Here is a 14911-nt window from a genome sequence, read left to right as displayed (position 1 = left end):
GAAATTTTAATCTTTTATCCTTTGGTCCAGCTCTTCATCCAATATGCAAACTATGAAATACCTCTTTTAATGAATAATACAATCTTGCATAAACCCGATAAAGTTTTTCATATTTTTCATGTAACGGTTGATTTGGCAGTTCAATTTTTTCATATTGATGCAACCCCCATTGATTTGACACTTCTTCTAAATTAATAAAATCACCTATACCTGCCGCAGCCAACATCGCAGCTCCATAAGCGCCTCCGCCACGGCTTTTGCTTCCAACTACGGGCACATTAAAAATATTGGCCGCAGTCGTAACCCATAAGCTATGTTGTGCAGCTCCACCTGTTAATAGAAGGTGCTCACATTTTTGACCAGTAGTTGTTTCGACGATTTTATATGATTGATACAAGGAAAAGAGAACACCCTCTACTACTGCTCGGGCCATTTCAGACTTAGTGTGCTCATGAGTTAAACCAATAAACGCTCCCTTAGCTTTTTCATCCATAAAAGGTGACCGCTCACCAAATAGATATGGCAGAAAAAGCAAATTTTTTGCTCCTGGGCTTGCCTCACTCGCCAGGTCCAGTAATTCTTTGATACCGATACTGGCATTAAAAATAGATTCATTCAACCATTTAAATGACATTCCTGCAGATAATGTGGCACCCATCAATACCCATTTGCCAGGGTCAGCATGCGCCAATGTATGAAGTGTCCCATTCTTTTCAACTGAAAGTTGTTCCGAACTCACAAATAATTGTCCACTTGTTCCAATCGTACAAAGCCAGTTTTTTGAATCAATAATTCCATTACCAAGAGCCTGCGCCTGGGCATCTCCACACCCGCATATCACCGGAATTCCTTCTAAAAAACCAAAAGTTTCGGACGCTTTTTTGGTAACAGAGCCAATCAATGCTTTAGACGGTTTAATCGCTGGCAGCTTTGATGGGTCCAAATGAAATTTGTTGATTATTTTTTCAGACCATTCTAAGGTCTCCAATTCCATTAGCAAAGTAGCCGAGGCGTCGCTAAAATCCGTTTCAAACGAATCTGTCAACTTCATCCGGATAAAGTCCTTTGGTAGCAGAAATTTGTCCGTTAATTTATAAAGCTCAGGTTGATGTTTCTTAAACCACATAATTTTCCCAAGTGTAAAACTAATATTCGGCCGATTCCCCGTAATGGAAACCCATTCCTCATTGGTTAATCCGGATTGGATAGCCGCTAATTCCTCTTCATTCCTGCGATCGGACCAAATAATTGCCGGATACAATGCGTTTCCATTTTTATCGACAGGAACAATGCCATGCATTTGTCCGGTTACAGAAATAGCGTTTATTTCTTGGTGAATTTGTGAATTCGCTTTTTTCAAATCTGCTATCGCTTCGACTAAAGCGGTCTGCCAATGATCCGGATTCTGTTCAACCCATCCATTATAAGGGGATTGTATACTATAGGACTTTGTTGAGCTGGCGATAATATCTCCCCATTGACCCACTACTGCCACTTTTAGTGAAGAAGTACCTAAATCAATTCCCAAGTAATGCTTCATACCGTCACCTTACTATTTTCCAAATCTTCAATTAAATTGGTTTCATAAATTTGCTTTTCAGGATTTTTTGGAATGCATAATGTTTTGATTTCAGAAGGACCAAAGTGTAATTCCATTGATCTTCCCCAGTTTTCCAATACCACATTCACAGTCGTTTCTTCATTATTTACTTCATATAGACGAATTATTAAATCCTCATGATTCTCAGCCTTTTTTAATGCAGAAAGGATTATGTTAGACCGGTCAATTGAAATAAATGAATCCTCTTGCGGTAAAGAACCTTTATGATATGTTTCCACGATCCACTGAGGCTTTTGATTCAGTTCCATGGCATGCTTAACTGTTTCAGCTTCTTCCAAACTATTTTCATGGGGCAGCAATTGATAGATAAAGCTTTGAATGCCATGGTCAATAATCGGGTAATCTTCCTCCATATCAGGAATAAACGGTGCATGGTGTGCATAAATCGGACTTCTTAAAACCGTTAAATTGATTGTATGTCCATTTACATCGACACCATATTTTCCATCATTAAGTATGCTTAGGCCGTAAATTTCTTTCTTTTCTTTGTTAATTGTTCCCGTTACATCAATCCAATTCTGCATCGGCTCCTCATCACCATTCGCTTCTCGGGAAATATGCCCAAATGGAATTTCATAAGTTGTGTGCCGCTGATTAAAGGCTACTGGGAACTTTATCTTTAATGTTTGATAGCTTTCCTGCCAGTTGACTTTCACTTTTACTTCAATCTTATTCAGTTGTTTATACATGATAAAGTCCTGAACAATTGTGGAGGCTCGGAACCTGGAAATCACTCGAATAACTCCTCGGACTGGTCCCTCCTCCAATTTCTTTATACGAATCGGCTTAAATTCACCTGCAATTTCATTAAATCGATGCTTCCCATGTCCCCATGTATCTGAAAGATCATTCATGACATAAGGGATCGCTGCACTGTCCTTAAACACTTCAATTTGCTTATCTTTGTCAAATAAGCTGCCAATTCCGCCTGTATCTTTATCAATCACAAGCTTGAATCGATCGTTTTCCATTTCATAATCTTTAACCTTCACTGTTTCAAACTCTTTTTCAGATTTGACGGCACGAAGCTTATACGTGCTATATCCTAGGGGCGGAAGATCTGCCAAAAACGCCACTCTTTTCCGATTCGGAATTTTGGCAATTGAATCAACAATTTGATATGGTACTTCATTCCCATTCACATCTTCAATAATGAACGTTTCCGGCAATAAATAATTAACAAACAATCCATATTCAAATTCTACTACCACCTTCGTCCGCCATGAATGTGGATTAAAAATGACGATTGGCTTCATGTCCTTTTCTTCTGCAATATCGATATTCCAGCTTATCGATTGCAAGGCGTAATTCAAGTTACGGGAGCCAATACTAATCGATTCCCCAAATAAATCCCTGGCATCAACATAAGCCGCTTCAATACTTGTACCTGCTAAAATGTCATGAAACTGGTTAAATAAAATATCCTTCCATGCCTGATTCATATCCTCAGGATATGGTTGTCCTGTTGTCCGATTCGCAATAGAAGAAAACTTTTCAGCCATTAACAGGAGATTTTCAGAATATCTATTTAACTTTTTCACCTCTGAAAGAACAGAATAACAGCCAACCGCATGATGCTGAAGGTCATCATGGACAACCGGAAGCTGATCCTTAAAACTCTCTACATGTTCGAAAAAGTCATTCGGGGAACTAAAAACAAGATTAGTATCTTCCAATGTATTCTTCAATGTTTCTATAATTTTAATATTTTCTTTTGTCGGTCCGCCGCCATGGTTACCGACGCCGTAAAAGCACATTAAGTTGTTAAATGAATGTTTAAGCTCTGATTTGCAATGCAAAATATGATTTTCCAAATGGTCGAATGTACAATATTCAAATGGAATGCGGAAGGCCTTTACTCGTGAACCATCATTGGATTCCCATAGAAATAACCGGCTGGGCATACCTTTCTCCTCAGGACCCGGACGCATAAATACATAGGAATCCATTCCGGATTTTTTCAATATTTGCGGCAGCATTCCATGATGTCCGAAGCTATCGACATTGTAGCCAACCTTTGCCGTAACCCCAAATTTCTCCATAAAGTATTTTTGCCCAAGCAGCCCTTGACGGACAAATGATTCACCGCTTGGAATATTGCAATCAGGCTGAATCCACCAGCCGCCACAAATCACCCATCGACCTTCTTGAATTCTTTCTTTGATTTCTTGAAACATTTTCGGATCATTCATTTCAATCCACTCATAATAAGCTGCCGAGCTGGATGTGAAAATAAAGCTCTCGTATTCCCTTAACCGATCAAGTGCTGAGCGAAATGTTGCCTTCACCTCTTGAAAACCTTCCTGCCACTGCCAGAGCCACACTGGATCAAGATGGGCATTTCCAATCATGAACATGTTTTTCATTAACAATTTCCCCCTGAATATTAGGAACTTTTCAAGTTTAAAAATCTTTTACCTTCTGAATTCTTTAGTCATACATCTTTTTTGCTTTACCTTTTAGTTAATGATGCATTATTTTTCTTTCCAATAAACAAAAATAATTCTATTATTAAAAAAATTCCTCCTCTCATTACAATTCTATCAGAATTTTTATAAAAGTGGGAACGTTCCCATCAAATCTTTTATAAATTTGAGCAGTTGTAAGCTGGTAATGTGGCGTGATGTAATTCATGATGCTCGAATTGAATGATTATGGTGAGAATGCGAAAACCTAATCTCGATTGACGATGAATTAAAAGCGAATTAAAACACAATAAATCGAAGCAAAATCAATTTAAGAGCTAGCGTTAGGCCATGAATCCACAATTTGGATTTAATTTGCTGCCGAGAAGATGGCAGGACGATTTTAACAAGTTTAATTTAGAACTCAACCAATTCTTTCATTTTTTCTACAATTATTCCCACATGGAAATAACTCATATCATACCTCTAGGTTTGGTTGTATAATAGACTCTTACCCCATTGTTATTTTATTAAGATGGGGCAGACTTCAATTTTCACAAAAAATAATTTCAATATAGAAAAAGCAGTCAAAACCTAGTAAGATATCCTCATGTGACATTAGATAAAGGGGTTAAAAAAATGAGCGTATTAAACGTACAAAATTTAAGCCACGGTTTCGGTGATCGTGCGATTTTTAATAATGTATCTTTTCGCCTTTTAAAGGGAGAGCACGTTGGACTAGTTGGAGCAAATGGTGAGGGTAAGTCTACTTTCATGAATATTGTTACTGGGAAGTTGCAACCCGACGAGGGGAAAGTGGAGTGGTCACGAAAAGTTCGTGTTGGTTATTTAGATCAGCATGCTGTACTTCAAAAAGGTTCTACGATGCGGGAAGCTTTGAGTACTGCTTTTCAATATCTTTTTGATACTGAATCAGAGATCAATGAGCTTTATGCAAAAATGGGTGATGAAGGCGCTGATATCGATGCATTACTTGCAGAAGTTGGAGAACTACAAGAAACTTTAGATAGTAATGACTTCTATCGAATTAATTCAAAAGTTGAGGAAGTTGCTCGTGGTCTAGGATTAGACGATGTCGGGCTCGATCGAGATGTAGATGATCTTAGCGGTGGACAGCGTACGAAAGTTTTGCTAGCTAAGCTTTTGCTAGAAAAGCCTGAAATCCTATTACTAGACGAACCTACGAACTATCTGGATGAACAGCATATCGAATGGTTGAAGCGCTATTTACAGGAATATGAGAATGCATTTATCTTGATTTCACATGATATTCCATTCTTGAACAATGTTGTTAACTTGATCTATCACATGGAAAACCAAGAGTTGAATCGCTATGTTGGTGACTATGATAACTTCTTAAAAATATATGAAATGAAGAAGCAGCAGCTAGAGTCTGCTTACAAGCGTCAACAACAAGAAATTGCTGATTTGAAAGATTTCGTTGCTCGTAACAAGGCAAGTGTTGCGACACGTAATATGGCGATGTCTCGTCAGAAGAAGCTTGACAAAATGGAAATTATTGAATTGGGGAAAGAGAAGCCAAAACCAGAGTTTAATTTCAAAGAAGCTCGTGCAGCTAGTCGTTGGATTTTCACGACTGAAGATCTTGTTATTGGTTACAATGAACCACTTTCTCGCCCTCTGAATTTGAAAATGGAACGCGGACAAAAAATTGCATTTGTGGGTGCAAACGGTATTGGTAAGTCTACTCTTTTAAAAAGTATTCTTGGGTTGATTAATCCCATTTCAGGTAAAGTGGAACGTGGTGAGTATCAACACATCGGTTACTTCGAGCAGGAAGTTAAACAGTCCAACTACAACACTTGTATTGAAGAGATTTGGAGCGAATTCCCAAGTATGAATCAAGCTGAAGTCCGTGCTGCTCTTGCAAAATGCGGATTAACGACGAAACATATTGAAAGTAAAATCGAAGTCCTCTCTGGTGGCGAAAAAGCCAAAGTTCGATTGTGTAAAATATTAAACACAGAAACGAATTTATTAATTCTAGACGAACCTACCAATCACTTGGATGTGGATGCAAAAGAAGAATTGAAGCGTGCTTTAAAGGCATATCGCGGAAGTATTTTGATGGTATCCCACGAACCTGATTTCTATCGTGAAATTGCGACCGATATTTGGAATTGTGAGGATTGGACTACGAAAGTGTTTTAAATAAAGATTAAGGGGTACCCAATGAAATTAAATTTCACTTGGGTACTCCTTTTTTTAATCCATCCAAAATTTTAATAAAAATATCCTTAAAGGTAGAATGAGCTTTTATTTATTTCAATATTAGTTTGGCAACAGCTTCTACATGACCAGAGTGTATGTGGCAACACATGTGGTGCTGGTAGTTTTCATACATAATTCACCATCACGAGTGTTAATTTCTTCTCCTTTACAAGACTTTGTTTTTCTTTTAAACTAAGGAAGGAAAAACTTTATTCAACGAGAAGAGGTGTTCCTTATAAATTCGGATTTGAAAAAGCTGTTCCTTCTTCAATCGGTTTTTTTAAGCATAACCGGGTACAGTACAATTTTTATCAGTTATTATTTCTGGAAAAACAGCACTACACTGGGGCCACTGATTGCCTTTAATGGCTTAAGCTATTTTTTATCATGTTTTGCCTATACAATTGGAACATATTATCTGTTCAAAAATAAATTAAAAACAAGTTATTACTTAAGTGCTGTTTCAGCCATCATACTTTTTATTATTCTTCTTCTAAGTTCACACTTTAGTCATATTGTTCTTCTTATTCTTTCAGCAACTTGTTTTGGCTGCGTTTTTGGTTTCTTTTATTCTTCTTCCAATTACGCGTTAAGTGTTCTATCAACTCGATCTGAACTCAATACATTTAATTCGCGTATTGGCTATGTAAAAAATATTTTAATGATTGTACTACCACTCATTAATTCTTTTTTAATCTATTATTTTAGTTTTATGGTGTCATTTTGTTTAATGCTTTTGATATCGATTTTGTATTTTGTTGCGGTCACCAGGCTTCCCTCCATTGAAGCTGAGTTTAAATCAAACTTCCTCCGGGATTATAGGACTGTAAAAGTATCAAACCAAATGGTCCCATTTGGGATCATTACAGCAGGTGTTTTGGAGTGTATGGCGTGTCTTCAAGTCATTTTAATGGTGGTTTTATCCAAAAATGCGCTTTATGTATCGTATTTAAACGTGCTAAATATTGTGGGTTTAACCATTGGCATTGTGTATATATCAAGATTAAAAAAATTGAAAATGGAAACACAGTTTGTGATTTATACCTTAATCAGTATGGCATTCATTTTACTAACCTGTTTGGGACAGTTAAAGCCACTTTATTTTGTAGCAATGGTCGGACTTGTTATTTCAGTCTACGTGTACGGTTACACAATGGACAATACCTTTTTTAGATATTTAAATGGCATGAAAAAAGAAGATCAAATCGTGATTCTTTTGAAACGTGAATACTTAATCACACTTGGTCGTTCGCTAATATATCTAGTATTGTACCTGTTTGTTCAGTCGATTCATTCGCCTTACCTTCCTTATTTGGCGCTTGGAATGATGCTTGTTATGGTTTATTCACTTATTAGATTCCGAAGATTTGATCATGAAAATGAACGGCAACAGCAACGCGTTGCGTAAGAATTCGGATTGGGAAGATAAAATCACTATTCGAAATGAGAAGTATCCTAATTACATTGACCATAAAAAAAGCAGGAACCAAAACTGGATCCTGCTTTTTTTAACACTCAGCTCACAGGAGCAACTATGATGTAAATATCTTTTACACACTATTTTAAAATTAGCTCCGACATACACTCCACATGTGCCGTCTGCGGAAACATATCCACCGGCTGGATATACTTCACTTCATATTTAGAACTCAAAGTTTGAAGATCCTTCGAAAGTGTGGAGGGATTACATGAGACATAGATAAGTTTTTTTGCCTCTACCTGCAAAATGGTTTGGATCAGCTGGCTGTCGAGACCTGTTCTTGGTGGGTCAACGACAATGATGTCCGGCTTCCAGCCTTTTTTGACCCATTTTGGAAGCACCTCTTCGGCTTTGCCAGGGACATATTTTGTATTGGTAAACCCATGTCGTTTTGCATTTTTCTTTGCATCCTCGATGGATTCAGGAATGATATCCATCCCGCGGATTTCTGCTGCTTGGTCAGCCAACCATAATCCAATTGTCCCGACACCACAATAGGCATCGACCACTTTTTCTGTACCAGTAAGGCCAGCTGCTTTCTTCACTTCATTATAAAGCTTTACCGTTTGAGTCGGATTCAGTTGGAAAAAGGTTCTTGCCGATAATTCAAACTGAAGATCCCCTAATGTTTCTTGGATAAATTCTTCACCCGCTAATGCTTGTGTTTCCTCCCCAAATATAAGCGAGGTTTTTTGCCCGTTTATATTTTGAACGATGGATTTGATGGCAGGCAGCCTTTTTTGAATTTCATTTATGATTAGGTCTTGTTTCGGCAGCTCTTTTTGGGCTGTAACCAATACGACCTGCAATTCTCCTGTTTGCACGCCGACACGGGTGACAATGGTGCGGACGATTCCTTTTCTTGATTTTTCATTATAAACCGGTATTTTTAACTCTTCTAAGATTCGTTTAACTAGTGAGGTTGCTTCATTTGTTTGCGAGTGTTGAACGGCACATTGATCAATGTCAATTAACTGATGGGAATCTAATCCATATAATCCAGCCAGGACCTTACCATCTTTTTGCCCGACTTGAAAGCTGCTTTTATTGCGGTAGCCCCAAGGGTCTTCCATTCCGATCGTTTCGCGGATATCAAGCTTGTCGAGAGAAAGCTTTGTGTGGCGTTCAAGGGATTGAATCACAATATCGCGTTTTTCCTTCAGCTGCTGGTCATACTGCAGATGCTGGAGCTGGCAGCCACCGCATTGGTCATACACCGGGCAAAGCGGCAGAACTCGGTGAGGAGACTTGATGCGAATCTTTTTAATCCTGGCTTCGGCAAATTTGGGGTGGACTTTAGTCGTTTCGACCACCACTTCCTCTCCTGGAAGAGCGCCGGGAACAAAGACTACTTGTTTTTTAAAATAGCCGACTCCCTCGCCATTGATGCCAAGTCTTTTAATTGTTAGCGGAAAGGTTTGATTCAATTGTATTTTCACGGTTTGTTCTGTTTTCATAGGTTTCACTCCAAATATGCTCAGCGCCTGGCCGGTTTTCTTCATCCCCGTATTATAGCATGTTTTTCATTCCCTTACCGCCCAGTGGTATGATGTTTATCGCTTCGATCGCTGCAATGAGCGGTTTTGCCAGTGCAATTATTTCTTTTGAGCTTTCTAAAGCAAGCGACTTTTGTTGTGCTTCCGCATTGCTCCAAACCTCAGTTACCCAAATGATTTCCGGCTCACTCTCTGAAACATTCACCACGTATATCTCACAGCCTTCTGTGTTCTCCATCGCAGCAGCCGCATTCAAGAGAATATCCACTAAAGCATCACGTTTGCCTGTTTGAGCAGTAAATTTTACATACAACCCGAATTTACTCATATTCATCCCCCTCATTTTTATAAGTGTTGACAAAATTCACAGTAGAAAACCGAATTCCTAATGAAATTCGGCTTTTTCGGAAGATTACTTTTTCAAAGGGAACTCATCAAGGCTTTTGAAATGATATCCTCTCTTCTTCAAGTCTTGAATAACTTCATCAAGGGCGTCGGCATTATCCTTTGATACCGAATGTAAGAGCATAATTGCCCCAGGATGGATCCGCTCCATAATTCTGTCATATGCATATTGTGCGCCTCTTTGCTGGTCTGTCTTCCAATCTACATAAGCATGAGACCAGAATACGCTGATATAGCCTGCTTCTTTTGCTACCTGTAACGTTCTTTCACTAAAAATGCCTCTGGGCGGGCGTAAGTATTTCATTTCTTTTTGGCCTGTTAATTCTTGCGTTTTGACTTTTACCTTTTCAAGCTCTTCGCGGATCCTTGCATCGCTTATCGTCGTCATGTCCGGATGATCCCAGGAGTGGTTTCCTATGATATGGCCTTCTTCCACCATGCGCTTGACTAGCTCGGACTGATCAACCAGGTAATGACCTGTAACAAAGAAAGTGGCTGGCACTTTTTCTTTTTTGAGGACATCCAGTATTTTTGGTGTGTAGCCATTTTCATAGCCATTATCGAATGTAAGGTATAAGGTCTTAGTCTTTGTATCACTTTTATAAAAAGCTCCATATTTTGCAAGAAGTTGATCCATATATTCGCCTGCTTGAGCGGGCTTTTCATTTGAGCCCTTTTGAATTCCCCAATGATAAGGCCGATTGGATACCGCTCCAAAGGATATAGAAGGAGCCAAAAGGAGCAATATACTTAGGATGGACAGTATTCTTTTCAAACCATGTTCCTCCTAGTTCATTTTTTATATTGTTTGCTTTATTTTGGGAAAACATGTTTGGAAGAAAAAGGGATGTTTGGTTGGTGGTAGATGCGACCTTTATTGGTACCGGTATAAGGCAGATTTAGGAAAGATAGTATATAGGCTGCTGCTCTAGGCGAAGGCAAATGGAGGAACCACCTTAATTCAGCATTTGTGATTGTGGGTTTAATAAGAAGAAAATAATCAGATATAGCTTGTATAAAGGGGTCTTTAGAAATGGTGAAGCAAGCTGGACACTCCCAATTTCTCCCCTTATATTGTATGGGAATAAATAAACATTTCGGGCATTGAACACCTGTTAAAATTTCGTTAATCTTTAATTTGTATAATTGCAATATATCACTCTGAGGCGGCGTATGTTGTTTTAATATTTGTTTTTTTATTTTTCCACATGTTTTTGGATCAATTAAGGCTTTTTTTAAAAATTTATCCTGCTCCTCAATTTTCATTAACAAATTTTCTGCTTTACATACTTTCTTTTCAGCCTCTGTATATCCGGGGATAATATGTAAGGTAGAGGAGGGATTAGTAAAACAAACAAAATAATTCAATGGAATAATAGGTAATTGGTTTTTCTCCATCCAGTATTGCAATTGCATTTTATGACGAGTGACTTGAAAGAGTGGGTTTGGATACACCTTTTTATTTCCATTAAATTCTTGAGTTAATTGATGTTTTTCTAAATATAGGTCTCCTGCATAATTTTTACTATCAATGATTTGCCCTGATTTTTCAGAATGGAGAAATGCATCAATTTGAAAATAGGATTCTTCATGGGGGAGTCTAATGTCGTGGAAAATGTGGTATTTTTTTGGGGGAAGCAAGCTTAAAAAATAATGAAGATTCTTTTCTCCACGATATCCTGACCTTAAGCTTATTAGCTTTTCTTCAACAGCTGGCAAAATGGGATGATTTTCTGATAATCTTCTTGTCAGCGCCTCATGTTTTGCCAAAATAATTGGTTTTAGTAGATCTTTTTCAAACAAGTATATCCCTCCTTTTTCTTTTAGTAATCATTTCAACGAAATTTATCGGAATTCCTGCACCTATTTTTATAAAATGAGGCAAATATTTAACAATATAAATTTTTATCAACATATTTTCTTCAGATATCAACACAGATTTGGTTTATATCAACACAGATTTTGAATATATCAACATAAATTCAGCGGATATCAACACATTTTTAAAGGATATCAACACGAATCATGCAAATATCAACAAATTTACAATTCAACATAAAAAGAGGAAACACCCATACCGGTGTCCCCCCTCAAAAAACTTATTTAAAAACCGGCTCCTTAAACTGCGCCAATTTTTCCAATGAAGATTTGTCGACATCAGCATGTAAGCTGTTACCATGTGCATCCATAGTAACAACTGCTGTGAAGCCTTCTACACGCAGGTGCCACATCGCTTCTGGAATACCAAATTGCATGAGGTCAACGCCCTCAACACCTTTAATGCAGTCCGCATAGTACTGGGCGGCACCGCCAATGGCGTTCAAGTATACGCCGCCGTGCTCTTCCAAAGCAGCTAAAGTCTTGGGACCCATTCCGCCTTTACCGATAACAGCGCGGATACCGAACTTTTTCATGATATCGCCTTGGTAAGGCTCCTCGCGGATACTGGTGGTAGGGCCGGCAGCCTTCACATGCCACTCGCCTGCTTCATCTTTAAGCATGACTGGTCCGCAGTGGTAGATTACCTGTCCATTTAGATCAACCGGAGCGTCGTGGTCGCTTAAATATTTGTGAATCGCATCGCGGCCGGTATAGATCATGCCATTGATTTGAACAACATCGCCGACCTTCAATTCGCGGATCTGCTCCTCGGTAATTGGAGCTTGTAATGTAATTACATCCGACGAACGAGTAGCAGCCGTTTCCTCTAATGCCTTTGACTCAGCAAAATCAATGAATTCTCCTTCTTGGTACATCCACTCATTAATTTCTCCGCTCACAGGGTCCACACTTACGCCTAAACGGCGGAATGCCCAGCAATTGTACGCTACGGAAACATAGAAGCTGGCAGGAATTCGGTTCATCACGCCGATTTTGCAGCCTAATAAGGTTGCTTCTCCGCCGAAGCCCATCGTTCCAATCCCCAATTTATTCGCATTTTCCAACACATATTCTTCAAGCTTGCGAAGGTCTTCATTCGGATTGACATCTTCAACAGAACGGAACAGCTGCTCTTTTGCTAAATCATAGCCTGAAGAACGATCGCCGCCGATGCCAACGCCGATGAAACCAGCGCTGCAGCCTTGACCCTGTGCTTGGTAAACGGAATGCATGATACATTTGCGAATTCCGTCTAAGTCGCGGCCGGCACGGCCAAGTCCTTCTAACTCACATGGAAGGCTGTATTGAATGTTCTTATTTTCACAACCGCCGCCCTTAAGAATGAGGCGGACATCGATGTAATCTTTTTCCCACTGATCAAATTTAATAACGGGCACGCCTGAGCCAAGATTATCTCCGCTGTTTTCACCGGTTAAGGAATCAACAGAGTTAGGACGCAATTTCCCTTCTTTGGTTGCCAAAACAACCGCATTTCGAATGGCAGCCTTAATTTCCAATTGGTTGACCCCGACTGGAGTTTTGATTTTGAATGTTGGCAGACCTGTATCCTGGCAGATTGGTGAAACTTGGTCATCTGCCATTTTGATATTGTTGGTGATTGTAGCTAAGCTCATCGCTGCACTAGTGCCGGCGTTTTCTTTTTCTTTTGCTGCCTTCACGGCGCGGCGAACATCTTTTGGAAGCTTTGTTGAAGTCTCAACAACAAGCTTGTACATGCTTTCCTCAAATTTAGCAATATTCAATTCGATTTCCCCTTTCCCTTTGCTCCCCAATAATTCATTATATATGACGGAATTAATTATACTCCTATAATCCTTAGATTTAAAGGATTTGGTTGCAATCGGTTACATGGTAGTATGCGGTAAAATAAAAAAAGAGCCTGCTTTTTACACAGGCTCGCGCTGTTCAAATTCCTTGCATTTTGATTCCATGTCATCAAGCATGGAAATTAGCCGATCGATATCCTCAAGATCCGCATCCTCGGGATCGATAGCATCGAGTACATCAAGAAACATGTTTAATCGATGTTTTAAAAAATCCACTTGTGAATTCTTGTCCAATGTCGGGCTTCCCAAATTATTCTCCCCTTTCCATTCTCGATTTTCATCCTATCGAACTATGTTCCGTTTGGCAAATAATTTGAGGATGTCAAGGGCCTGCCTCCCCTTGCCCAACAGAGAAGTTCAGCTATCTATTAAAGTTGTGGGGTCTGACCCAACGTTACGATTCTTCCGTATTAACGAGGTCGTTCAGGTGAGACAAAACCAAAGGATACATAATCCTGCACGGGAATCCATGCCCCGATCCCTTGGGATGTGACATTTTTAATGACGATAAACTTTTTACTGCCTTTAAGCATTAAATAGACTTCCCCATAGGTTACCTTGCCTTTTTCACTTACAGCAGGAGCATAGGCAAATAAATAGCCCAATCGGTTAGGTGCAATATTGTAAATATGATCATTTTTTGTGCCGCCGCCGATGACGGTTTCAAAAGCGAGCGGCAGCCGGGTTTTTTCCATTGCCGTAAGGAGCATCATTTTCTTTACTTCTTCTGCATTTGGAATCTTGGCTGTCAGCCCGCCTCTAACAATTTTCTGTGCTTCTTGAACATAATGAATTTTATAAGGAGCGTTGCCGCCGCGATTATCAAAGAAATTGGTATTAATTTTTTGATATTCCCAGTTTGGTGACGTTTCCGTTGATTCATAATTCAAAGGCCATTGTCCAAGATAAATAATCGCCCGATAGCCAATCGCAAACGGGGTGCTGTTAATACTTGTTTCATTTAACATCCGAATGAGATCCGGATTTTGAATCTTCACCTTAGAAGTTTTAATTAACTTTTTTGTTAAGTCGCTCGGCTGTAATAACGGTAAATCTTGAGTTGAATTGGGATAAGTATTTTCTTTTGAAATATTTCGGACGGATGACGGCACCTGATATTTAAATGGGGCCTTATTTACCGGGGCTTTTTCAGCGAAAGCAGATGGTAAGAAAGTCATCAATAATAGGAGCATCATTAGGACAGAAATCAATTTTTTCACTGAGTAAAACTCCTTTCAGTCTATTTCATTTTTTGTCTGCTCATAGTTTTTTCGGAGTTCTTCATTATTATCCATAGTGAAGATAATTAATGGTAAAATCGTAACAAAAAAGTAATAATCAGAACATTTACAAAATTCCATCATTGTTTTATAATAATCTTAACCTTTTAATAAAGGAGGGCAGTAATCAATCTGCTAACCAATTATCACTAAGGAGGTTGGGATTCCCGTCTTATATGAAATTCAACACTCGTGTTTCGTTACTTAATTAACATGAAGGTTGGTGATTGATGGTCCCATAAA

Annotated in this window: 11 protein-coding genes; 2 read left to right on the top strand and 9 right to left on the bottom strand. The window is 38.9% G+C overall.

Features of this window, described 5'->3' with window-relative positions; translation table 11 throughout:
* Positions 1-34: 34 nt before the first annotated feature.
* The gene (gene xylB / locus ACZ5XR_RS02765) at positions 35-1540 is read right to left on the bottom strand and encodes a xylulokinase (RefSeq protein WP_464500184.1); all 1506 of its coding nucleotides are present in this window, start codon (positions 1538-1540) and stop codon (positions 35-37) included.
* The gene (locus ACZ5XR_RS02760; protein WP_464500183.1) at positions 1537-3987 is read right to left on the bottom strand and encodes an alpha-mannosidase; all 2451 of its coding nucleotides are present in this window, start codon (positions 3985-3987) and stop codon (positions 1537-1539) included. The genes xylB and ACZ5XR_RS02760 overlap by 4 nt, the downstream gene beginning before the upstream one ends.
* Before the next feature lie 678 nt (positions 3988-4665).
* Here ACZ5XR_RS02760 and ACZ5XR_RS02755 point away from each other — a divergent pair.
* Both ACZ5XR_RS02755 and ACZ5XR_RS02750 read left to right on the top strand, forming a co-directional pair.
* Positions 4666-6219, top strand: a complete 1554-nt coding sequence (locus ACZ5XR_RS02755) for an ABC-F family ATP-binding cassette domain-containing protein (RefSeq protein WP_464500182.1) — start codon at positions 4666-4668, stop codon at positions 6217-6219.
* A gap of 286 nt (positions 6220-6505) precedes the next feature.
* Positions 6506-7687 carry an MFS transporter gene (locus ACZ5XR_RS02750; RefSeq protein WP_464500181.1) on the top strand — a complete coding sequence of 394 codons (1182 nt, stop codon included), beginning with the start codon at positions 6506-6508 and terminating at the stop codon, positions 7685-7687.
* A 149-nt stretch (positions 7688-7836) separates the two neighbouring features.
* Here ACZ5XR_RS02750 and rlmD read toward each other — a convergent pair whose 3' ends face one another.
* From rlmD to ACZ5XR_RS02715, 7 genes are all read right to left on the bottom strand, one after another.
* Entirely contained in the window at positions 7837-9216 is a 1380-nt protein-coding gene (rlmD, locus tag ACZ5XR_RS02745; RefSeq protein WP_464500180.1) for a 23S rRNA (uracil(1939)-C(5))-methyltransferase RlmD, read from the bottom strand.
* A gap of 52 nt (positions 9217-9268) precedes the next feature.
* Positions 9269-9583 carry a putative quinol monooxygenase gene (locus ACZ5XR_RS02740; protein WP_464500179.1) on the bottom strand — a complete coding sequence of 105 codons (315 nt, stop codon included), beginning with the start codon at positions 9581-9583 and terminating at the stop codon, positions 9269-9271.
* A gap of 84 nt (positions 9584-9667) precedes the next feature.
* On the bottom strand, positions 9668-10435 hold the full coding sequence (pdaA, locus tag ACZ5XR_RS02735; RefSeq protein ID WP_464500178.1) for a delta-lactam-biosynthetic de-N-acetylase: 768 nt from the start codon (positions 10433-10435) through the stop codon (positions 9668-9670).
* 38 nt (positions 10436-10473) lie between these two features.
* Positions 10474-11463 carry a nuclease-related domain-containing protein gene (locus ACZ5XR_RS02730; RefSeq protein ID WP_464500177.1) on the bottom strand — a complete coding sequence of 330 codons (990 nt, stop codon included), beginning with the start codon at positions 11461-11463 and terminating at the stop codon, positions 10474-10476.
* 296 nt (positions 11464-11759) lie between these two features.
* A complete protein-coding gene (locus ACZ5XR_RS02725) occupies positions 11760-13304 on the bottom strand; it encodes a fumarate hydratase (RefSeq protein WP_464500176.1) in 1545 nt (514 codons plus the stop codon).
* Between the two features lie 144 nt (positions 13305-13448).
* Positions 13449-13637 (bottom strand): SE1561 family protein, encoded by a 189-nt coding sequence (locus ACZ5XR_RS02720; RefSeq protein ID WP_464500175.1) that lies wholly within the window; start codon positions 13635-13637, stop codon positions 13449-13451.
* Positions 13638-13798: 161 nt separating this feature from the next.
* A complete protein-coding gene (locus tag ACZ5XR_RS02715; RefSeq protein WP_464500174.1) occupies positions 13799-14608 on the bottom strand; it encodes a YfkD family protein in 810 nt (269 codons plus the stop codon).
* Positions 14609-14911: the final 303 nt, after the last annotated feature.

This window comes from Neobacillus sp. Fa239, from assembly GCF_055395235.1.
Note: the sequence above shows the minus strand (reverse complement) of the source record. Positions and strands in the feature narration are given on the sequence as shown.